This window comes from Pseudomonas sp. NPDC087690 (genome assembly GCF_044743175.1).
GTDB lineage: Bacteria > Pseudomonadota > Gammaproteobacteria > Pseudomonadales > Pseudomonadaceae > Aquipseudomonas.
In genome coordinates, this window is sequence record NZ_JBIUVX010000016.1 from 68,398 (window position 1) to 89,096 (window position 20,699).

17 protein-coding genes are annotated in these 20,699 nt (G+C 61.0%); 13 read left to right on the top strand and 4 right to left on the bottom strand.

Going from position 1 to position 20,699, the window contains the following annotated elements; all coding sequences use genetic code 11:
- The first annotated feature begins 90 nt into the window (after positions 1 to 90).
- The 3 genes from ACIPIZ_RS16990 (at position 91) to trxA (ending at position 2,264) form a co-directional block, all read left to right on the top strand.
- Positions 91 to 555, top strand: a complete 465-nt coding sequence (locus ACIPIZ_RS16990) for a YbaY family lipoprotein (RefSeq protein ID WP_064392278.1) — start codon at positions 91 to 93, stop codon at positions 553 to 555.
- Positions 552 to 1,205: a class I SAM-dependent methyltransferase gene (locus tag ACIPIZ_RS16995; protein ID WP_401166206.1), complete on the top strand. Its 654-nt coding sequence runs from the start codon at positions 552 to 554 to the stop codon at positions 1,203 to 1,205. Before ACIPIZ_RS16990 ends, ACIPIZ_RS16995 begins: the two co-directional genes overlap by 4 nt.
- 186 nt (positions 1,206 to 1,391) lie before the next feature.
- Complete coding sequence (trxA, locus tag ACIPIZ_RS17000; RefSeq protein WP_122853719.1) at positions 1,392 to 2,264, top strand: thioredoxin; 873 nt, start codon at positions 1,392 to 1,394, stop codon at positions 2,262 to 2,264.
- 88 nt (positions 2,265 to 2,352) lie between these two features.
- Here the strand turns inward: trxA and ACIPIZ_RS17005 are convergent, their stop codons facing one another.
- The gene (locus tag ACIPIZ_RS17005) at positions 2,353 to 2,712 is read right to left on the bottom strand and encodes a hypothetical protein (protein WP_122853718.1); all 360 of its coding nucleotides are present in this window, start codon (positions 2,710 to 2,712) and stop codon (positions 2,353 to 2,355) included.
- Positions 2,713 to 2,847: 135 nt separating this feature from the next.
- On the opposite strand from ACIPIZ_RS17005, the gene ACIPIZ_RS17010 reads away from it, so the two are divergent.
- The 5 genes from ACIPIZ_RS17010 to ACIPIZ_RS17030 all read left to right on the top strand — a co-directional run bounded on the left by ACIPIZ_RS17010 (position 2,848) and on the right by ACIPIZ_RS17030 (position 7,010).
- A complete protein-coding gene (locus ACIPIZ_RS17010; protein WP_122853717.1) occupies positions 2,848 to 3,447 on the top strand; it encodes a DUF2796 domain-containing protein in 600 nt (199 codons plus the stop codon).
- Between the two features lie 136 nt (positions 3,448 to 3,583).
- Positions 3,584 to 4,294: an ABC transporter ATP-binding protein gene (locus tag ACIPIZ_RS17015; protein ID WP_090286721.1), complete on the top strand. Its 711-nt coding sequence runs from the start codon at positions 3,584 to 3,586 to the stop codon at positions 4,292 to 4,294.
- Between the two features lies 1 nt (position 4,295).
- The gene (locus tag ACIPIZ_RS17020) at positions 4,296 to 5,561 is read left to right on the top strand and encodes an ABC transporter permease (protein ID WP_401166209.1); all 1,266 of its coding nucleotides are present in this window, start codon (positions 4,296 to 4,298) and stop codon (positions 5,559 to 5,561) included.
- A gap of 11 nt (positions 5,562 to 5,572) precedes the next feature.
- The gene (locus ACIPIZ_RS17025; protein WP_064392280.1) at positions 5,573 to 6,091 is read left to right on the top strand and encodes a DUF3299 domain-containing protein; all 519 of its coding nucleotides are present in this window, start codon (positions 5,573 to 5,575) and stop codon (positions 6,089 to 6,091) included.
- A gap of 220 nt (positions 6,092 to 6,311) precedes the next feature.
- Entirely contained in the window at positions 6,312 to 7,010 is a 699-nt protein-coding gene (locus ACIPIZ_RS17030) for an OmpW family protein (protein WP_064392214.1), read from the top strand.
- Positions 7,011 to 7,486: 476 nt separating this feature from the next.
- On the opposite strand, the gene ACIPIZ_RS17035 is transcribed toward ACIPIZ_RS17030, so the two are convergent.
- Positions 7,487 to 8,419: an NAD-dependent epimerase/dehydratase family protein gene (locus ACIPIZ_RS17035; RefSeq protein ID WP_401166211.1), complete on the bottom strand. Its 933-nt coding sequence runs from the start codon at positions 8,417 to 8,419 to the stop codon at positions 7,487 to 7,489.
- A complete protein-coding gene (locus ACIPIZ_RS17040; protein WP_105709080.1) occupies positions 8,412 to 9,296 on the bottom strand; it encodes a sugar nucleotide-binding protein in 885 nt (294 codons plus the stop codon). Before ACIPIZ_RS17040 ends, ACIPIZ_RS17035 begins: the two co-directional genes overlap by 8 nt.
- A 278-nt stretch (positions 9,297 to 9,574) precedes the next feature.
- Here ACIPIZ_RS17040 and ACIPIZ_RS17045 point away from each other — a divergent pair, with 278 nt between their 5' ends.
- Complete coding sequence (locus ACIPIZ_RS17045; protein WP_401166213.1) at positions 9,575 to 13,861, top strand: DEAD/DEAH box helicase; 4,287 nt, start codon at positions 9,575 to 9,577, stop codon at positions 13,859 to 13,861.
- Positions 13,862 to 13,976: 115 nt separating this feature from the next.
- On the opposite strand, the gene ACIPIZ_RS17050 is transcribed toward ACIPIZ_RS17045, so the two are convergent.
- Positions 13,977 to 16,070, bottom strand: a complete 2,094-nt coding sequence (locus tag ACIPIZ_RS17050) for a mechanosensitive ion channel family protein (protein ID WP_401166215.1) — start codon at positions 16,068 to 16,070, stop codon at positions 13,977 to 13,979.
- A gap of 579 nt (positions 16,071 to 16,649) precedes the next feature.
- On the opposite strand from ACIPIZ_RS17050, the gene ACIPIZ_RS17055 reads away from it, so the two are divergent.
- From ACIPIZ_RS17055 to ACIPIZ_RS17070, 4 genes are read left to right on the top strand one after another with little or no spacing between them, the layout of a single operon-like run.
- Complete coding sequence (locus tag ACIPIZ_RS17055; protein WP_401166217.1) at positions 16,650 to 17,576, top strand: DUF72 domain-containing protein; 927 nt, start codon at positions 16,650 to 16,652, stop codon at positions 17,574 to 17,576.
- Entirely contained in the window at positions 17,573 to 18,370 is a 798-nt protein-coding gene (locus tag ACIPIZ_RS17060) for an endonuclease/exonuclease/phosphatase family protein (RefSeq protein ID WP_401166219.1), read from the top strand. The genes ACIPIZ_RS17055 and ACIPIZ_RS17060 overlap by 4 nt, the downstream gene beginning before the upstream one ends.
- A complete protein-coding gene (clsB, locus tag ACIPIZ_RS17065; protein WP_064392227.1) occupies positions 18,367 to 19,641 on the top strand; it encodes a cardiolipin synthase ClsB in 1,275 nt (424 codons plus the stop codon). Before ACIPIZ_RS17060 ends, clsB begins: the two co-directional genes overlap by 4 nt.
- On the top strand, positions 19,638 to 20,627 hold the full coding sequence (locus ACIPIZ_RS17070) for a lysylphosphatidylglycerol synthase domain-containing protein (RefSeq protein WP_064392228.1): 990 nt from the start codon (positions 19,638 to 19,640) through the stop codon (positions 20,625 to 20,627). The genes clsB and ACIPIZ_RS17070 overlap by 4 nt, the downstream gene beginning before the upstream one ends.
- Positions 20,628 to 20,699: the final 72 nt, after the last annotated feature.

Consider the following 20,699-nt stretch of genomic DNA (forward strand, 5'->3'; position numbering starts at 1 on the left):
CATCCCGGTGGCAAGACAAGCCATAGGCTTTGCGGTATACAGAACGGCATGATCGTTTGATCCATGGATTTCATTTTGCCGGAGCATCCAATGCCGTTACGTCCGCTCGTTTTGCTCAGTCTTTTCAGCCTGCTGGTGGCCTGTGGCAGCGATGCACCCAAGCCTCAGCCGCCGACGCCAGGCCCCGCGCCGCAACAGGCGCAGAAAAAAGCCAAAGAGGCCGCCGAGCTTGGCCCGCTGCCCGCCTATCAACGCGAATTGAGTGGCACCCTTCAGGGCGTGCCGGCCGGTGCCGAAGTCGAGCTGGCGTTGCTGGTGATCGATGCAAAGGATCGCCCGCAACAATTGCTCGCCAGTTCCAGCCTGATCGGCAACAACCAGGTTCTACCGTTCCGCCTGCGTTTCAACCCGGACGCCTTCCCGGCCGGTGCGCGGGTTGAGTTGCGCGGTCGCGCCAGCCAGTCCGGCCAATTGATCCTGCACCTGCCGTCGCAGACCATCACCCAGCCGACCACTCAGGCGCTGGGCCAACTGCAATTTGTCAAAGCACCATGACGGCACCGCTCGACCTGCAACAGGCGTTAGGTGAACTGCTCGGCGACGCCAGACTCAAGGTCTGTGCGTTGCCGGACACCGAATTGCAGCTGTGGCTGATCGATGGCGACAACATGGATCGCCAATTCAGTCAGGACGAAATCCAGCGAATTCTGCACGAGCCACCCTATTGGGGTTTCTGCTGGGCCAGCGGTCTGGCGGTGGCGCGCTATCTGGACGAGTTCCCGGAGTGGGTGCGCGGCAAGCGTGTGCTGGATTTCGGCGCGGGTTCCGGGATTGCCGGGATCGCGGCGGTTAAGGCCGGGGCGCTGGAGGTGGTAGCCTGCGATCTCGATCCGCTGGCTATTTCCGCGTGCCGGGCGAATGCCGCGCTGAATAATGTCGAGATGAGCTATTCGACGGATTTCTTTGCCGAGGCCGACCGGTTCGATCTGATTCTAGTGGCTGACGTGTTGTACGACCGGGCGAATCTGCCGTTACTCGATGCGTTTTTAAGCCGTGGGCGAGAGGCGTTGGTGGCGGATTCTCGGGTTCGGGATTTTCGGCATCCGTTGTATGAGCGCATTGAAATGCTTGAGGCGATGACGTTGCCGGATCTGGCCGAGCCGGAAGAGTTCAGACATGTCAGCCTGTACCATGCGCGGCGCTAGCTAAAAGCTTCGTCGGAACGCCGCCCGGAGCAGGCTCGCTCCCACAGGGGAATGCATTCCAGGGTGGGAGCGAGCCTGCTCGCGAAGGCATCCGCCCATGCAACACACCTCTCAAAAGCTGACCGCTTCCGGCCACACCCCGCCAAGCCGTATAGTTGCACCATCAACGCTTCTACGAGATCCCCCATGAGTGAGCAAACGCCGTACATCTTCGACGCCACGACGGCCGATTTCGACCAGTCGGTGATCGAGGCTTCTTTCAACAAACCGGTGCTGGTGGATTTCTGGGCCGAGTGGTGTGCGCCGTGCAAGGCGTTGATGCCGATGTTGCAGGGCATCGCCGAGAGCTATCAGGGCGAGTTGCTGCTGGCCAAGGTCAACTGCGACATCGAGCAGGACATCGTCGCCCGTTTCGGCATTCGCAGCCTGCCGACCGTGGTGTTGTTCAAGGACGGTCAACCGGTCGACGGTTTTGCCGGTGCACAACCGGAATCCGCCGTGCGCGCCCTGCTTGAGCCACATGTGCAGATGCCACCACCGGCCGCAGCCGATCCGTTCGAGCAGGCTCAGGCGTTGTTCGATGACGGTCGTTACGCCGATGCCGAAGCGGCGCTGGTGGTGATGCTCAATGAAGACAACACCAATGCCAAGGCGCTGATTCTCTATGCCCGTTGCCTGACTGAACGCGGCGAACTGGGCGAAGCGCAAACCGTGCTGGATGCGGTCAAGAGTGATGAGCACAAAGCCGCACTGGCCGGCGCCAAGGCGCAGATCAAATTCCTTGGCCTGGCGCGTGATCTGCCGGATGCTGCCGACCTGAAAAGCCGTCTGGCGCAGAATCCGCAGGACGATGAAGCGGTGTATCAACTGGCGATTCAGCAACTGGCGCGCCAGCAGTATGAAGCGGCGCTGGATGCACTACTGAAGTTGTTTATCCGCAACCGCAGCTACAGCGAAGGCCTGCCGCACAAAACCTTGCTGCAGGTGTTCGAGTTGCTGGGCAATGATCATCCGCTGGTGACGGTGTACCGCCGCAAGATGTTTGCTGCGCTTTATTAAGATCAAAAGATCGCAGCCTGCGGCAGCTCCTACATTGGGATCGTGTACACCCTTGCAGGAGCTGCCGCAGGCTGCGATCTTTTGCGGTTCACTCGATCCAGCTGTAGAGCGGCGTATCCCCGCCGCTCACCACTTTCACGTCCGAACTGTGGCGCAGGCGTACCAGCAAGCGCTTGCCCGCCGCCGCGCTGCCCGTCAGTCCTTCAAGCTGATCAAGCAGATCCGGCCCGCTGAGTTGCCCAGCCTTGCGCAACAGATCCTTGGCCACCTGCCACAACGCGTCGTCCTGATTCAGCGGTTTTGCCGCTGGCGCCGACGCGGCGACCTCAGGTTGGGTGATCGCTGCCTGCGCATTCAGCGCCGAACCGAGCCTGGCCCAGTCGTTGTCATCCAGTTCCACCGTCAAGTCCACCGGCACGTCGCCGACGGTTCCGCGTATCCGCAACATTGAGTTCGCTCCCGCACATTTATGACCTGCATGCTCCCACGGGACTTGTGCAACGCCAAGCGCACGGGCAAACTCTGCGGACTTTCGTTATAAGATTACATAACAAACTCTTCACTTTACTACCCGGAGACCGCCATGCGTCGTCTGCTGCTCGCTTTGCCGTTTGCCCTGTTGCCGCTGGCCATCGCCCATGCGGCTGATGAGCATGACCACGATCACGATCATGAACACGGTAGCCTTGGCGCGCATGAACATGGTGTTGGTCGACTGAACGCCGCGCTCGATGGGCAGACCCTGGAGCTTGAGCTGGAAAGCCCGGCAATGAACCTCGTCGGTTTCGAACACGCCGCCACCACGGATGCCGACAAGGCCAAAGTCGCTGCCGCCCGTGCGCAACTGGAAAAGCCGCTGGCCCTGTTCAGCCTGCCGTCTGCTGCCGGCTGCAAAGTGATCAGTCAGGAACTGGAGAGCCCGCTGTTCGGTGACAAGCCGGATGCCGACGACCATGACGACGATGAAGCGGACAAGGACGGCCACGAGCATCACCACGACCACAGCGAAATCCATGCGCATTACCAATTCAGCTGTACCACACCAGGTGCGTTGAAGACCCTGGATCTGGCGAACGTCTTCAAGACCTTCCCGGCCACGCAGAAAATTCAGGTACAACTGATCGGCACGAACGGCCAGCAAGGTACCGAAGTGACGGCCAAGGCTGCCGCGCTGAAATTCTGATCACTCCGTAAATCTCCTGTAGGAGCTGTCGAGTGAAACGAGGCTGCGATCTTTTGATTGTAAAAGCCAAGATCAAAAGATCGCAGCCTTCGGCAGCTCCTACAGGGGTTCTGTCTACAACTTTGAAACTGGTGCCATGACCCAAGCACTCATCGAACTGTCCGACCTGGGCTTCAACTGGCCCGGCCACCCGCCGTTGCTGGACATCCCGGCGTTTCGTCTGGAAGCCGGCGAAACCCTTTTCCTCAAAGGCCCCAGCGGCAGCGGCAAGACCACCCTGCTCGGCCTGCTCGGCGGCGTGCAGAAGCCCGGTCGCGGCAGCATTCGCCTGCTCGGCCAGGAACTCACCGAACTCTCCGCCGGCGCCCGCGACACCTTCCGCGTCGATCACACCGGCTACATCTTCCAGCAGTTCAACCTGCTGCCGTTTCTCTCGGTACGCGAGAATGTCGAGTTGCCGTGTCACTTCTCGAAACTGCGCGCGCAACGGGCGAAACAGCGCCACGGCAGCGTCGACCAAGCCGCTGCCACCCTCCTCGCCCACTTGGGCCTGAAGGATGAAAGCCTACTCAGCCGTCGCGCTGACTCGCTGTCCATCGGCCAACAACAACGCGTCGCCGCTGCCCGCGCCTTGATCGGTCAGCCTGAGCTGGTTATCGCCGACGAACCGACCTCGGCCCTTGACTACGACGCCCGGGAAAACTTCATTCGCCTATTGTTCGCCGAATGCCGCGAAGCCGGTTCCAGCCTGTTGTTCGTCAGCCACGACCAGAGCCTGGCGCCGCTGTTCGACCGTCATCTGTCCCTGGCCGAACTCAATCGCGCCGCCACGTCTGCCGAGGTCTGAGATGTATCTGTTTCGTCTGGCCATGGCCAGCCTGGCCAACCGCCGCTTCACCGCTTTGCTCACGGCATTCGCCATCGCCCTGTCGGTCTGCCTGCTGCTCGCCGTAGAACGGGTGCGCACCGAGGCCAAAGCCAGTTTCGCCAGCACCATCAGCGGCACCGACCTGATCGTCGGCGCTCGCTCCGGTTCGGTAAACCTGTTGCTGTACTCGGTGTTCCGCATCGGCAACGCCACCAACAACATCCGCTGGGACAGCTTCGAACACTTTGCCAACAACCCGAAAGTGAAGTGGGCGATCCCGATGTCCCTCGGCGATTCCCATCGCGGCTACCGGGTGATGGGCACCACCGAAGCCTATTTCGAGCATTACCAGTACGGTCGCCAGCAACATCTGGCACTCGCCGACGGTCGCGCGTTTGCCACCGATCCGTTTGAAGTGGTGCTCGGCGCGGAAGTGGCCGATGCGCTGCATTACAAACTCGGCGACAAACTGGTGCTGGCCCACGGCGTGGCGGCGATCAGTCTGGTCAAGCACGATGACAAACCGTTCACCGTGGTCGGCATCCTCAAGCGCACCGGCACCCCGGTCGACCGCACACTGCACATCAGTCTCGGTGGCATGGAGGCGATTCACATCGACTGGCACAACGGCGTGCCGGCCCGAGGCAACGGGCGGATCAGCGCAGATCAGGCGCGCAACATGGACCTGACGCCGCAAGCGATCACCGCGTTCATGCTCGGCCTCAACAGCAAGATTTCCACCTTTGCAGTGCAACGCGAGATCAATGAATTCCGTGGCGAACCGATGCTGGCGATCCTGCCGGGGGTGGCGTTGCAGGAGTTGTGGAGCCTGATGAGCACCGCTGAAAAAGCGTTGTTCGTGGTGTCGTTGTTCGTCGTGCTGACCGGATTGATCGGCATGCTCACGGCGATTCTCACCAGCCTCAACGAGCGTCGTCGCGAGATGGCGATTCTGCGCTCGGTCGGGGCGCGGCCGTGGCACATCGCGAGCCTGCTGGTGCTGGAGGCCTTCGCGCTGGCACTGACCGGCGTCATCGCAGGTCTGGCGTTGCTGTACATCGGCATCGCCGCCGCGCAGGGTTACGTGCAGGCCAATTACGGTTTGTATCTGCCGCTGGCGTGGCCGAGCGAGTATGAATGGACGCTGCTCGGTGGCATTCTGGCGGCCGCGCTGCTGATGGGCAGCGTGCCGGCCTGGCGCGCTTATCGCCAATCCTTGGCCGATGGCCTGTCGATCCGTTTATGAGGATGTTCACCATGCCCCGCGCTGCACTTGCGCTGCTGTTGCTGGTCGCCCTGCCCGTGTGGGCAGCGGCGCCGAAAGACCTGACGTGGTCGGAAATGATTCCGCCGGACGCCGCGCCGGAAGTACCGAACATGACGCCGCTGCACGACCTGTCGAAGATGGGCGATGCGTTGTCTGCCGAGTCCGCGCCAGCGGCGAAGCAGGATCTGCCGAATGCGCCAGTGGTGCAGTCACTCGACGGGCAGACCATTCGTTTGCCGGGCTACATCGTGCCGCTGGAAGTCAACGAAGAAGGACGCACCACGGACTTTTTGCTGGTGCCGTATTTCGGCGCCTGCATCCACGTGCCGCCACCACCGTCGAACCAGATCGTGCATGTCAAAAGCGAGTTGGGCGTGAAGCTTGATGAGCTGTATCAGCCGTACTGGGTCGAAGGGCCGTTGCAGGTCAAGGCGTCGAGCAGCGAACTGGCGGATGCCGGGTATCAGATGGATGCGGACAAGATTTATGTCTACGAACTGCCGGAGTGAATCCGGCGGTTTTGTGTTGGTTGATCCATCGTCTTCGCGAGCAGGCTCGCTCCCACAGGTGATCACATTCCAGGGTGGGAGCGAGCCTGCTCGCGAAGAGGCCCTCAAGGTTCCACAGAAACCCGCCCCTTCACTGTTTCATTGAGCTGCGTCAAAAGACCGTATCAGTTGGCTTCGTACCATAGGACATCAGAAATTTTTAACGTCCTTTGGAGCCCCCATGAACAAGTCCTTGCTCAGTGCTTCGCTGTTTGCCCTCGCGCTCGCAGCCCCGCTCGCCCACGCCCACGAGGCCGGTGACATCCTCATCCGCGCCGGTGCAATCACCGTCAACCCGAAGGCTGACAGCTCCAGCGTCAAGGTCGATCAGGGTCCGTTGAGTGGCACCAATCTCGGCGGCAAGGCGACCATGAGCAGCGATACCCAACTGGGTCTGAACTTCGCCTACATGCTCACCGATCACGTCGGCCTCGAATTGCTCGCGGCGACGCCGTTCGAGCATGACGTCAAGCTCAAGGGCACTGCCCTCCCAGCCGCGAACGGCAAGCTCGGCACACTGAAGCACTTGCCGCCGACCCTCAGCGTCGTCTACTACCCGCTGGATTCGAAGTCGGCCTTCCAGCCTTACGTTGGCGGCGGTATCAACTACACCTGGATCTATGACGAGCACGTCGGCAGCGAAGCGCAGACTGCAGGCTTCAGCAACTTCAAGGCGAAAAACTCCTGGGGTCTGGCCTGGCAGGTCGGTGCGGATTACATGCTGACCGACAACATCATGCTCAACGCCCAAGTGCGCTACATCGACATCGATACCCGCGCCACTGTGGAAAACAACGCCGTCGCTCCGGGCACCCGCGCAAGGGTGAACGTCGATGTCGATCCGTTCATCTACATGGTCGGTCTGGGCTATAAGTTCTAAGCTGATTTTTACCGAACGTTCACGTGGTGGTGAATGAGGCTTGGTGGTGAGCAGGCTTAGAACTGACGGCGACCGTACGCAGTTGATCGGGGGATAACATCCCCTCGCCACAGGAATGGCGACAAATTCCGGCCGTGAAAAAGGCGCCTGTCAAAGGGCGCCTTTTTCATGTCTGCTGGAAACCTGTGGCGTGAGTTGGATCTCCCCCTCATCCCAGCCCTCTCCCTCAGGGAGAGGGGGAAAGGGAGCCGATTTGTGTGCTTTTCAAATCCGAGTTCGACTCGATACCTCAGTTCGGTGTATCTCATCCGAACGCCTCGGTGAGCACCCTCTCCCTATGACAGAGGGAAAAGGGAGCCGATTTGTGGTGTCTTCAAAACCTGAGTTCGACTCGGTATTTCACGTCGGCGTAACTCGAAAGTACACCTCGATCAGTCCCCTCTCCCTCAGGGAGAGGGTTAGGGTGAGGGGGCTTTTCAGTAGCGACCGAGCAACCGCGCCAAACCCACACTCATCGGCGTCTGCGCTGGCAGCTTGAAGCGTTCCAGCAGCCGCTTGTTGTTCGCCCGCGAATGGCGGATGTCACCGGAACGCGCGGGACCATAGCTGACCGGTGGCAATTCGCCGACCACTGTTTGTAGCGACGCGAGCATCTGTATGAGGTTCATAGACTGATTCCAGCCGACGTTCACTGCCCCCTCTTCGACTTGCGGCTTTTCAATCGCCTGTACCAGCACATCGACCAGATCCTCGACGTAGAGGAAATCCCGCGTCTGCTCGCCGTCACCAAACACGGTGATCGGCAGGCCTTTTTGTGCGCGCTCGCTGAAAATACTGATCACCCCGGAGTACGGCGAGGACGGATCCTGACGTGGGCCGAAGATGTTGAAGAAACGGAAGATCGCCGGTTCCAGACCATGCTGGCGACGATAGAAATCGAAGTAGTGCTCACCGGCCAGTTTGTCCGAGGCATACGGCGTCAGCGGCGCTTTCGGCGTGTCTTCGTCGATCGACTGGCCTTCACCGTTGTTGCCATACACCGCCGCGCTGGAGGCGTACAGCACGCGTTTGACCCCGGTCTGGCGCATCGCTTCGCAGACATTCAGCGTGCCGATGAAATTGCTCTGGTGGGTTTTTACCGGATCATCCACCGAGGCCTGTACCGAGGCCACGGCGGCCAAGTGCGCCACAGCGCTGCAACCCTGCATCGCTTGCGCGACCAGTGCGGCGTCGGCGACATCGCCAACAATCAGCTCGACCTTGGGATTGTCCAGCGGCAGGTTGGCGCGTTTGCCAGTCGACAGGTCATCGAGAATGCGCACCGAATGGCCCTTGGCAAGCAAGGCGTCGGTCAGGTGCGAGCCGATGAAACCGGCGCCGCCGGTGATTAAAACAGGGCCTTCAGCCATGGCGATAAAACCTATCCAGTAAAGCCGGGAGCGCAGCACGCCAGGCGCGCGGCTTGATCCCGAAAGTGTGCAGAATTTTCTTGCAGGCCAGCACTGCGTGTTGCGGCTCTTCGGCTGCGTCCGGGCGCGCGGCGTGAGCCTGTGCGGTCGGCGCTTCGATGGCCAGGGCGTGCAGGCTGCGCGCTTCGGTCAGAATCGCCTGGCCCAGCGCCAGCGGGGTGGTCGCTTCGTGGCCGGCGTAGTGATAAGTGCCCCACAGCGGCGCGGCGCAATCGAGTTGCTTGAGCACCGAAATGATTACCCGCGCAGCGTCGTCGACCGGGGTCGGATTACCGCGGCGGTCATCGGCCAGGAGCAATTCTTCCGGATGCTCGGCGCGGGCGAGGAAACGCCCGAGGGTGCCGTCGGCGCTGTCATCGAGCAGCCAGCCGAAACGCAGCAACACGTGCTGCGGGCACGTCGCGCGAACGCTCTGTTCGATACGCCACAAGGCCTGACCGCGCAGACCGAGCGGCACCGGTTCGTCTTTTTCGCTGTAAGCAGTCGCACGCGAGCCATCGAACACCCGATAGCTGGAGGGCTGCACGAGGACAATGTTGTGGTGCTGGCACAGTTCGGCCAGACGCTCGATCGCACGTTCCTGCCCGGCCATCCGCGTTTCGCTGACGGTCTCGGCCTGGAACCAGTCGAAATAGTAGGCGAGGTTGATCAACGCATCGGGACGGGTGTCGTCGAGCAATTGGGTCAGGCTCGCGGCATCCCAGCCGTTTTCGGGCGGGCGGGGGGCGAGGAAACCGATGTCTTCCTCTGCACCGAGGCGAATCAGCGCCTGCCCAAGGGCATTTCCGCCGCCCAGTAACATAAGGCGCATTCGCATAGAGTCAGCAGGCCCAGTCTGGTTGGAACGATGGCTTTAGCGACAGATCTTGTGGAACCGTCGCCGATAATTGCCGGAATCGTTGCATTTTGCGGGTTTAGTGCGCAACCGTCATCCGTAAAGTGTACATCCCGGATATTTGTAGCGCTTCGACTGGCGCCATCGCGAGCAGGCTCACTCCTACAATTGAAATGCATTCCCCTGTAGGAGTGAGCCTGCTCGCGATGAGGCCCGAACGGTACTTGCATCTTCCCCCCTGCGCCCGCATAACTTGAGCCATGAATCTGCCCATCCCCACGGACGCGGCCCTGGCAGGCTTTCACCCCGCCGTCAGCGCCTGGTTCCGCAAGACTTTCCCGACGGTCACCGACGCCCAGGCCCGCGCATGGCCGTTGATCCGCCAGCGCCGTTCGACGCTGATCGCTGCGCCCACCGGCTCGGGCAAAACCCTCACAGCCTTTCTCGCCGTACTCGATGATCTGGTTCACCGTGGCCTGGAAAACCCCGAAGGTTTGCCCGATGAAACGCTCGTCGTTTATGTCTCACCGCTAAAAGCACTGTCGAACGACATCCGCATCAACCTGCAAAACCCGCTATCTGGGATCACCGAACAACTGCGGCAGATGAACCTGCCGGAAGTACACATCACCACCGCCGTGCGCACCGGTGACACGCCGCAGAAAGAACGCGTGGCCATGCGCAAATCGGCACCGCACATTCTGGTGACCACACCGGAATCGCTTTACGTTCTGCTCGGCTCGGAATCGGGCCGCAAAATGCTCGGCACCACGCGCACCGTGATCATCGATGAAATCCACGCGATGGCCGCCGGCAAACGTGGCAGTCACCTGGCTCTGAGCCTTGAGCGCCTGCAAGCGTTGTGCGCCGAACCGCTGACCCGCATCGGCCTGTCCGCCACGCAGAAACCGGTCGAAGCCGTGGCGCAATTTCTCGTCGGCCATGAGCGCCCCTGCGAAATCATCGACATCGGCCACGCGCGGCCACGGGATCTCGGCATCGAAGTACCGCCCGTGCCGTTGTCGGCAGTCATGGCCAACGATGTCTGGGAGCTGGTCTACGACCGCCTCACGGAACTTGCCCGCGAGCACCGCACCACGCTGATTTTCGTCAACACCCGGCGCCTCGCCGAGCGGCTTAGCCGGCACCTCAGCGAACGCCTCGGCAAGCACGCCGTGGCGGCGCACCACGGCAGTCTGGCCAAGGCGTTTCGCCTCGACGCCGAACAACGGCTCAAGCGCGGCGAACTGCAAGTGCTGATTGCCACCGCTTCGCTGGAACTGGGCATCGATATCGGCGAAGTCGATCTGGTCTGTCAGATCGCTTCACCGCGCTCCATCGCCGGGTTTCTGCAAAGGGTTGGCCGATCCGGTCACCAGGTGGGCGGCACACCCAAGGGTCGGTTGTTCGCCACCACCCGCGACGACCTGATCGAATGCGCCGCCCTGCTCGACTGCGTACGCCGAGGCGAACTCGATACCCTGCACATCCCGGTCGCGCCGCTGGATGTTTTGGCGCAGCAGATCATTGCCGAAGTCAGTTGCCAGGAATGGCCGGAGGACGCCTTGCTGGCGATGTTCCGCCAAGCCTCGCCCTACCGTGACCTTGACGAAAGACACTATCAGGCCCTGCTGAGCATGCTCGCCGAAGGCTACAACGGCCGACAGGGCATCCGCAGCGCTTATCTGCATCGCGACGCCGTCAACCGCACCTTGCGGGGCCGGCGTGGCTCGCGACTGACCGCTGTGACCAGCGGCGGCACCATCCCCGACAACGCTGATTACAGCGTGATGCTCGAGCCGCAAGGCCTGAACATCGGCAGCGTCAACGAAGACTTCGCCGTGGAAAGCATTGCCGGCGATGTGTTCCAGCTCGGCAACACGTCCTATCGGATTCTGCGCGTGGAAACCGGCAAGGTGCGCGTCGAGGATGCCCACGGCCAGCCGCCGACCATTCCGTTCTGGCTCGGCGAAGCGCCGGGGCGCAGCGATGAATTGTCATCGGCTGTCGCCCGCCTGCAAGCGCAGCTCGACGCGTTGCTCGGCGCCAGCCCCGGCGATCTGCAACCGGCGCTCGACTGGCTGACGCACACCCTCGGCCTCAACCGCGCCAGCGCCGAGCAACTGGTCGAATACCTCGCCCGCGCCCGTCAGACCCTCGGCGCCCTGCCGTCGCAGGACACGCTGTTGATGGAGCGTTTTTTCGACGAGTCCGGCGGCACGCAATTGATCATCCACTCACCGTTCGGCAGCCGTATCAACCGCGCCTGGGGCCTGGCCCTGCGCAAGCGATTCTGCCGCACCTTCAATTTCGAGTTGCAGGCTGCCGCCAGCGAAGACGCGATCGTGCTGTCGCTGTCCACCAGCCATAGCTTTGAACTCGATGAGATCTGGCGTTACCTGCACAGCAACAGCGCCGAGCACATCCTTATTCAAGCGGTGCTCGATGCGCCGCTGTTCGGCGTGCGCTGGCGCTGGAATGCCGGGGTGGCATTGGCGCTGCCGCGTTTTACCGGTGGGCGCAAAGTCGCCCCGCAGTTGCAGCGGATGAAAAGCGAAGACCTGATTGCCAGCGTGTTTCCCGATCAGATCGCCTGCCTGGAAAACCTCGCCGGCGAACGGGAAATTCCCGAACATCCATTGATCGAGCAAACCCTCGACGACTGCCTGCACGAGGCGATGGACAGCGAAGGCTGGCTCAATCTGCTGCGGCGCATGGAGCGTGGCGAGGTGCGTTTGATCAGCCGCGATCTGCCGGCGCCCTCACCGCTCGCGGCGGAAATTCTCAGTGCTCGGCCGTACGCTTTTCTCGACGATGCACCGCTGGAAGAACGTCGCACTCAAGCGGTGATCAACCGCCGCTGGAGCGATCCGCAATCGACTGATGATCTCGGTGCGCTGGATGCAGACGCGATAAACGCCGTGCGCGAAGAAGCCTGGCCGACGCCGAACGCTGTGGATGAAATGCATGAGGCGCTGATGAGTCTGGCGTGCATCAGCGAGGATGAGGTGCAAACGAACGAAGGCTGGCGCAAATGGCTGGAAACCTTGGCCAGCAGCGGCCGCGCCTGCCGTTTGCAGATCGATTCCGAGCATTGTTTATGGCTGGCCCGCGAGCGCCTGACCTGCCTGCAAGCACTTTATCCACAGGCTAAATTGCAACCCGGGCTGGAGGCCTTGCCGGGATTCGATGAAACCTGGACGTACGATGAGGCATTGGTCGAAGTGATCCGCGCACGGCTCGGTGCTTTCGGCCCGTTGCCGTTAACCGCTATCGCCGAACCGCTGGGGCTGCCAACCACTCAAGTCAACCAAGCCCTCGCTCAACTGGAGCGCGAAGGCTATGTCCTGCGCGGTCAATTCACGCCGAAACTGAACATCGAAGAATGGTGCGAACGTCACCTGCTCGCGCGTATTCATCGCTACACGGTCAAGCGTCTGCGCCGGGAAATCGAACCGGTGGCTTTGCAGGATTTCATGCGATTTCTGTTCGACTGGCAGCATCTCTCGCCTTCGACGCGGGGCCAGGGCGGCGCGGTGTTGCCGGCGATTGTCAGCCAGTTCGAAGGCTACGCAGCGGCAGCTTCGGCGTGGGACAGCGACATTCTGCCGGCGCGGCTCAAGGACTATTCGCCGAGCTGGCTGGATGAGCTGTGCCGCAACGGCAAACTGGTGTGGACGCGCCTCAGTGCCCGGCAAAAAATCAGCGGCACGGCGTTGCGCAGTACGCCCATCGTGTTGCTGCCGCGCAGTCAGGTTGGCTTGTGGAGTGCGCTGGCCGAACAGACGCCCGTGAGCGAACTGTCGCCGAAAACCCAGAAGGTCTTTAAAGCGTTGAGTCAGCACGGCGCGCTGTTTTTCGATGAGTTGATTCATGAGGCGCATCTGCTGCGCACCGAGCTGGAAATCGCTCTGCAGGAACTGGTCGGCGCCGGGCTGGTGAATGCCGACAGTTTCGCTGGCCTGCGTGCGCTGATCACCCCGGCGAGCAAACGCCAGCAGCGCAGCAGTCGTCGCGGGCGCGGCGCGTTTGTAGGCGGCATGGATGATGCCGGGCGCTGGGCCTTGCTGCGGCGCGGGGCAGCTGTGGATAACAGCGAAACCCTGGAACATGTCGCCATGACCTTGCTGCGCCGCTATGGCGTGGTGTTCTGGCGCTTGCTGGAGCGTGAGGCGGATTGGTTGCCGAGTTGGCGGGAATTGCTGCGCACGTTTCATCGACTGGAAGCGCGCGGCGAGATTCGTGGTGGACGGTTTGTCAGTGGCTTGGCGGGGGAGCAGTTTGCCTTGCCGGAGGCGATTCCACTTTTACGCGAAGTACGTCGGCGGCCACAGGACGGCAGTCTGGTTGCGGTGTGCGGGGCTGATCCGCTGAACCTCGCCGGGACGTTGTTGCCGGGGGTGAAAGTGCCGGCGCTGGTGAGTAATCGGTTGGTGTATCGGGATGGTTTGCCGGCGGCGGCGGAGATTGCCGGTAAGCCGCAATTTTGGCTGGAGCTGGATCAGATCGCGATGGAGCAGGTGCGCAGCAAATTGATCCGGCATTGATGTCGGCTGTTCTGGTGCTATCGCGAGCAGGCTCACTCCTACAGGGGAACGCATTCCAAAGGTAGGAGTGAGCCTGCTCGCGATGACGCCAGTATTACCAACACAAAACCCGATATTAAGTCCTCGATTCATGTGGCACCTCGCTCACCACCACCTCACTCCCCTGCGAACGCTTCGGCAACAAAACCTGCTGTGGATAAGTCTGCGCGAAATGCACCGTCTCGGTGTTATCCACAAGCTTCTTCAAACGCTGATTGAACGCCCGGCTCACCGCATACTGCCCACCCGACACGGTGCGGAATTGCGCCGTCAGCACCACGCCGTTCAAATCCATCCTGTCCACGCCAAACACATCCAGCGGCCCTTGCAGGTTGTACTTGAGGAACGGGTCTTCGCGGATCGAATCGCCGGTCTCACGAATCAGCTCGATGGCCTTGTCCACATCCGTGTCGTAAGTGAACTGCACAGAGAAAAACGCAAAGGCAAACTGCCGCGATTGGTTGGTCACAGCCTTGATCTGGCCGAACGGTACCGAGTGCACAAAACCTTTACCGTCACGCAGACGCAGGGTACGAATGGTCAGCCCTTCGACCGTGCCGGCATGGCCCGAATCGAGTACCACCCAATCGCCAATCGACAAGGTGTCTTCGATGATGATGAACAACCCGGTGATCACGTCCTGCACCAGTTGCTGCGAACCGAAACCGATGGCCAGACCGACCACCCCGGCCCCGGCCAGCAGTGGCGCGACGTTGATCCCCAGATTGGCCATGGTGGTGATCGCACAGATCACCACGAGGATGATCTTGATCGCGTTGCGCAGCAGCGGCAGGATGGTTTTCACCCGCGTACTTGGCTGGCGAGCGCCGCGCTTGCTGACTGGTGGCTTCAGTGCTTCCTGAATCGCCGTGTCGAGCACCACCCACAACAGCCACGTCACCAGAAAGATCAGACCAATGCTGCTCAGCGCGTTACTGATTGCTCGCCCGACTGTACTGCTCTGGGCGAAATCAAGCAGCGACACGCCCCAGATCCGTCCGAGAATATCGATGAAGGCAATCGCGATGACGATCCGCAGCAAGGCATGCAACAGGCTCAGGAAGCGTTCCTTATAGGCGCTGCTGCGCTGGATCGCCTCGGCTTTTCGTGACTTGAACAAGTGCTGCAGAATCGTGCTGAGAAACACCGTGCCGATCAGCAGCACCGTGGTGAACAACGCGCAGCGCAGGGCTTTTTGATTGTCCTCGCCGATGCCGATCAGATTCACCGCCGAGACCAGCACCATCAACACAATCGGCCAATACCACAGTCCGGAAAAAATCCGCAGTGACTCCTGCAAGGAGGGCTGTTTCAAACGTTGAGCCAGCGAACGGTTGCGAATCAGATGGGCCACTGGACGGCGCAGACGAATCACCAACAGTCCGAAAATCACCGAGGCGATCAGGCCGGTAAACACGGCGACGCTGCTGGTGATATTGCCGCCCAGTTGACGGGCGATTTGCGGGCTGGTCAGCGCATCGCTGAGGGCGGCGAGGAAGCCGATCAGGAACAATGGTCGCGGACAATAATTGCGGATGATGCGTGCAGCGGGCCGTTTGTGCCCGACATTGAACATCACCACCACGCACAACAACATCGACGTGGAAAAGATGCCGCTGCTGGTGGCGTAGGCCAGACACAGCGCCAGCGCACGTCCGACCGAAGCTGGCAGAAAGTGGCTGACGTAAAGCGTCAGCGGCAGGCAGATCAGCGCCGGCACGGTGTACGGCAACAAGTAGCCGATCAGATCCTGACTGCGCTGACGGGTGCGCAACCAGCGACCTCCACGCATACGGTTGGCCAACAAACTGCCGAGTACGGTGAGCAGCGCAAAACTGCCGAGCCAAGTTCCAGAGAGACTAAGGAAATCCCCGGCGACGCTCCAGCCCGAGCGGTTCGACGGTTGATTGACCAGTTTGTCGACTTCATCGGCGGCGCGATCGGCGCGCAGGCGCCAGGCGTCGACCAGGTGTTCGTTGATGTCGAGTTTGTCCTGGACGTCGTCGATGCTCGAACTGATCGCACCGAGCAGACCGCCCTGCACAATCGGTTCAGGTTTGGCCGCCTCCTCGGTGGCGGCCGGGATGCCCGGCAACGCGGCGGCGTCGATTTCACTGGCGCCGAGAAACAACAGTGCTCCCAGCAGAATGGCGATCCTGAACTTGAGCAAAACTCCGATCTCCCGTGGCTGAACCTGTAAGGAACTGATCGGTAATTGCCCAGCAAGTTCAAGAGCACCCTCACCCCAGCCCTCTCCCAGAGGGAGAGGGAGCTGACCGAGTTGCCTGCGAGAAGTACACCGACCTGCAAGTCCGGAGTCGAACTCAAGTCCTGAATACACTGAAGATCTGCTCCCTTCCCCCTCGCCCCCTCCCCGCGTGAGAGGGAGCTGACCGAGTTGCCTGCGAGAAGTACACCGACTTGCAAGTCCGGAGTCGAACTCAAGTCCTGAATACACTGAAGATCTGCTCCCTTCCCCCTCGCCCCCTCCCCGCGTGAGAGGGAGCTGACCGAGTTGCCTGCGAGAAGTACACCGACTTGCAAGTCCGGAGTCGAACTCAAACCCTGAAAACCCTGAAGATCTGCTCCCTTCCCCCTCGCCCCCTTGGGGGAGAGGGTTGGGGTGAGGGGGAGCGCTTTTGATCTTCGCCTTGGACGTGACCGTCCGTAACGCCATCGAAACTTTCCCGGCCCGCCCGCAGTCATCAAAAGATACCGGCAACACGAGGACTTTCGACGGGAGGGCGGCATGGCGACGATTCACATCGGTATTTCCGGCTGGCGCTACGCACCGTGGCGCGGGGACTTCTACCCCAAGGGACTGGCGCAAAAGCGCGAATTGCAATTTGCGTCGCGGGCGGTCAACAGCATCGAAATCAATGGATCGTTCTACGCCCTGCAACGACCCGAACGTTATGCACAGTGGTACGCCGAAACGCCTGACGACTTCGTCTTCAGCGTCAAGGCGCCGCGCTTCATCACCCACATCCGCCGCTTGCGTGACATCGAGAAACCGCTGGCGAATTTCTTCGCCTCGGGGATTCTGGAACTCAAGGAAAAACTCGGGCCGATCCTTTGGCAATTCCCGCCAAACTTCAAATTCGAGCCTGAGCGCTTTGAGCATTTCCTCGCGCTATTGCCCCACGACACCGAAGCGGCCGCTGCCCTCGCCCATCAACATGACTCGCACCTGCGCGGTCACGCGAGCATGAAAGCCCGGCGCAAAAAGCCGCTGCGCCATGCCGTAGAGATCCGCAATGACAGCTTCCTTGATCCCGATTTCGTGCGGTTGCTGAAGCGCTACAACACCGCCCTGGTAATCGCCGACACCGCAAACAAATGGCCCTACCGCGAAGACCTCACCAGCGACTTCGTCTACCTGCGCCTGCACGGTGCCGAAGAGCTTTACGCCAGCGGCTACACCGCGCCGGCCCTCAAACGCTGGGCCGAGCGCATCGACGCCTGGCATCACGGCGAACAACCGAAAGATGCGCATTTGATTGCGCCACGCTTGAAGCCGCGCCCACGCAAATCCCGCGAAGTATTCTGCTATTTCGACAACGACATCAAAGTCCGCGCGCCGTACGACGCCCGCGATCTTTTGCAACGTTTCGAACTGGACAGAGACCTCGCCACCGCCCCCGGCGAACCCGCTGCGCAAGGAGTGCTGGCATGAGTATTCCGGAACCGGTCGGTTTCACTGATGAAGGCTCGGTGGTCGCGCCTTCGGTACGTACGTTCACCGTGCTGACGGTCAACACCCATAAGGGCTTCACCGCGCTAAACCGACGCTTCATCCTCCCGGAATTGCGCGAAGCGGTGCGCAGCGTCGCCGCCGACGTGGTGTTTTTACAGGAAGTTCACGGCACCCACGAGCACCATCCCAAGCGCTACAGCAACTGGCCGACGATGCCGCAGTACGAATTCCTTGCCGACAGCCTCTGGCCGCAGTTCGCTTACGGGCGCAACGCGGTGTACCCGGAGGGCGATCACGGCAATGCCTTGCTGTCAAAATTCCAGATCATCCGCCACGACAACCTCGACGTGTCGATCAGCGGCCATGAGAACCGTGGTCTGCTGCATTGCGTGCTGCGCCTGCCCGGCGACGGCGCCGAGATCCATGCGATCTGCGTGCATCTGGGGCTGCGTGAAAGTCATCGCAACGCGCAGTTGAAGCTACTCGGCGAACGCTTGGCCGAACTGCCGGACGACGCGCCCGTGATCGTCGCCGGTGACTTCAATGACTGGCGCCAGCGCGCCGATGCGTTGCTCAAACCCTGTGGCCTGCGCGAAGTCTTCGCCGAGCATCACGGCAAACCGGCACGCAGTTTCCCCGCACGTTTGCCGACCCTGCGCCTCGACCGCATCTACGTGCGCAACCTTAAAGCCAGTCAGCCGAAAGTCCTTGCCAACCGGCCCTGGTCCCACCTTTCCGACCACGCACCGTTATCGGTGGAGATCGAACTATGAACAGCGCGCCGCTGGAGAAATCCGCCGTGGAACCGATAGCTATCACCCCGCCGATACGCGAGCCCGGCCAAGTCGATGTCGAATATCGCTGGCAGGGCAACAATCATGTGCAGTTGCTGGAAAACGGTGAGGAATATTTTCCTCGCGTGTTCGAGGCCATGCGCGCGGCGAAAAGTGAAATCCTCCTGGAGACCTTCATCGTTTTCGAAGACAAGGTCGGCGCCGAACTGCAGGAGATTCTGATTGATGCGGCCAAGCGCGGCGTGCGCACCACCGTCAGCCTCGACGGCTTTGGCTGCGGCGAGCTGACCACCGGCTATCTCACCGCGCTGAGTGCGGCCGGCGTGCATTTGCAGATCTTCGATCCGGCCCCCAAACGGCTGGGCATCCGCACCAATTGGTTTCGCCGTCTGCATCGTAAAATCGTCGTGGTCGATGGCATGGTCGCGTTCATCGGTGGAATCAATTTTTCCGGCGATCACCTGGCCGATTTCGGCCCCGAAGCCAAGCAGGATTACTCGGTGGAAGTTCAGGGCCCGGCGGTCGCCGACATCCACCATTTCGCCCTGCTGCAAAGTGGTCGCCCGGGCCGCGCGCGGTTCTGGTGGCAGCGCCGCCGCCAGCGCCGCGCCGAAATGGCTTTCGACGACCATGACGGTCAGGTACGTCTGGTGTTCCGCGACAACGACCAGCACAGCACCGATATCGAAGACGTTTATCTGCAAGTGCTGCGCCGCGCCAAACGCCGCGTGGTGATCGCCAACGCGTATTTCTTCCCCGGTTACCGCTTGCTGCGGGAAATCCGCAATGCGGCGCGACGTGGTGTCGAGGTGCGACTGATTCTGCAAGGGCAGCCAGACATGTTGGTGGCCAAACTCGCGGCGCGCATGACCTACGATTATTTGCTCAAGGCCGGAGTGCAGATTGACGAATATTGTGCGCGCCCGCTGCACGGCAAAGTCGCGCTTGTCGATGACGAATGGAGCACCGTCGGTTCGAGCAACCTCGACCCGTTGAGCTTGTCGCTGAACCTGGAAGCCAACGTGCTGATTCGCGACCGCGCCTTCAATCAGCACTTGTTCGAGCGCCTCGAAGACCTCAGCCAGAATCACTGCAAGGCCATGGATGCGAGCAAGTCGCCACGCGGGCGGATCTGGCACATGACCGTGGGGTTTCTGGTCTTCCACTTTCTGCGGCACTTCCCGGCAATGGCCGGTTGGCTGCCGGCGCACAAACCAAGGCTCAAGCCGTTTCGAGGTGACCGCTCATGAGCCATTCCGAGGTGCATTCCGCCCAGCATTCGACGCCTGCGACGCACTCGAAATGGAGTCGCTGGAAACGCCCGCTGACGCTGCTGTTTTTTCTCGCACTGATCGTGTTGCTGACGATGTTCGCCACGCGCATCGAATGGGCCGAAGTGCTGCAGACCCTCGCCGACTTCAAAGTGCGCACGCTGATCATCGCGGCCAGCCTGACGTTGTTGAGCTTTCTGGTGTACGCCAGTTTCGACCTGATCGGACGCACCTACATTCGCCAGGATCTGACCTGGAAACAGATCCTGCCGGTGGGGATCATCAGCTACGCATTCAATTTGAACCTGAGCGCGTGGGTCGGCGGCATTGCCATGCGTTATCGGCTCTACTCGCGCCTTGGGGTGAGCAAAAGCAACATCGCCAAGATCCTCGGCCTGAGCCTGGCGACCAATTGGTTTGGCTACATGACCATTGCCGGCGTGGTGTTCAGCAGCGGTCTGGTGAGCATGCCGCCGGGGTGGAAAGTCAGCAGCACCGCGCTGCAAGGCATCGGCGTTTTACTGCTGCTGATCAGCGCGGGCTATCTTGCGGCGTGCCAGTTTTCCAAGCGCCGCGAATGGTCGATTCGCGGTGTGGAGATCAATCTGCCGTCGCTGCGCATGGCGGTATTGCAACTGTTGCTGGGCGCATTGAACTGGTCGTTGATGGCGGCGGTGATTTTCACCTTGCTGCCGAGCAAGCTCGACTACCCGTTGGTGCTGGGGGTGTTGCTGATCAGCGCGATTGCCGGGGTCATTACCCATATTCCGGCGGGGCTTGGGGTGCTTGAGGCGGTGTTTGTGGCGCTGCTGCAACACGAGGCTTCGCGCGGCAGTCTGGTGGCGGGGTTGCTGGCGTATCGGGCGATTTATTTTCTATTGCCGTTGTTGATAACAGTGGTGATGTATTTGGTGGTTGAGGCCAAGGCCAAGGCGCTGCGGATAGAGAAGAAACCGAGGCATTAAGAACAAGAGATCGCAGCCTGCGGCAGCTCCTACAGTTGGAATGCATTCTCCCTGTAGGAGCTGCCGCAGGCT

Coding starts and splice junctions, on each gene's coding strand:
- ACIPIZ_RS16990 (WP_064392278.1), top strand. CDS start 91: ATGCCGTTACGTCCGCTCGTTTTGCTCAGTCTTTTCAGCCTGCTGGTG.
- ACIPIZ_RS16995 (WP_401166206.1), top strand. CDS start 552: ATGACGGCACCGCTCGACCTGCAACAGGCGTTAGGTGAACTGCTCGGC.
- trxA (WP_122853719.1), top strand. CDS start 1,392: ATGAGTGAGCAAACGCCGTACATCTTCGACGCCACGACGGCCGATTTC.
- ACIPIZ_RS17005 (WP_122853718.1), bottom strand. CDS start 2,712: ATGTTGCGGATACGCGGAACCGTCGGCGACGTGCCGGTGGACTTGACG.
- ACIPIZ_RS17010 (WP_122853717.1), top strand. CDS start 2,848: ATGCGTCGTCTGCTGCTCGCTTTGCCGTTTGCCCTGTTGCCGCTGGCC.
- ACIPIZ_RS17015 (WP_090286721.1), top strand. CDS start 3,584: ATGACCCAAGCACTCATCGAACTGTCCGACCTGGGCTTCAACTGGCCC.
- ACIPIZ_RS17020 (WP_401166209.1), top strand. CDS start 4,296: ATGTATCTGTTTCGTCTGGCCATGGCCAGCCTGGCCAACCGCCGCTTC.
- ACIPIZ_RS17025 (WP_064392280.1), top strand. CDS start 5,573: ATGCCCCGCGCTGCACTTGCGCTGCTGTTGCTGGTCGCCCTGCCCGTG.
- ACIPIZ_RS17030 (WP_064392214.1), top strand. CDS start 6,312: ATGAACAAGTCCTTGCTCAGTGCTTCGCTGTTTGCCCTCGCGCTCGCA.
- ACIPIZ_RS17035 (WP_401166211.1), bottom strand. CDS start 8,419: ATGGCTGAAGGCCCTGTTTTAATCACCGGCGGCGCCGGTTTCATCGGC.
- ACIPIZ_RS17040 (WP_105709080.1), bottom strand. CDS start 9,296: ATGCGAATGCGCCTTATGTTACTGGGCGGCGGAAATGCCCTTGGGCAG.
- ACIPIZ_RS17045 (WP_401166213.1), top strand. CDS start 9,575: ATGAATCTGCCCATCCCCACGGACGCGGCCCTGGCAGGCTTTCACCCC.
- ACIPIZ_RS17055 (WP_401166217.1), top strand. CDS start 16,650: ATGGCGACGATTCACATCGGTATTTCCGGCTGGCGCTACGCACCGTGG.
- ACIPIZ_RS17060 (WP_401166219.1), top strand. CDS start 17,573: ATGAGTATTCCGGAACCGGTCGGTTTCACTGATGAAGGCTCGGTGGTC.
- clsB (WP_064392227.1), top strand. CDS start 18,367: ATGAACAGCGCGCCGCTGGAGAAATCCGCCGTGGAACCGATAGCTATC.
- ACIPIZ_RS17070 (WP_064392228.1), top strand. CDS start 19,638: ATGAGCCATTCCGAGGTGCATTCCGCCCAGCATTCGACGCCTGCGACG.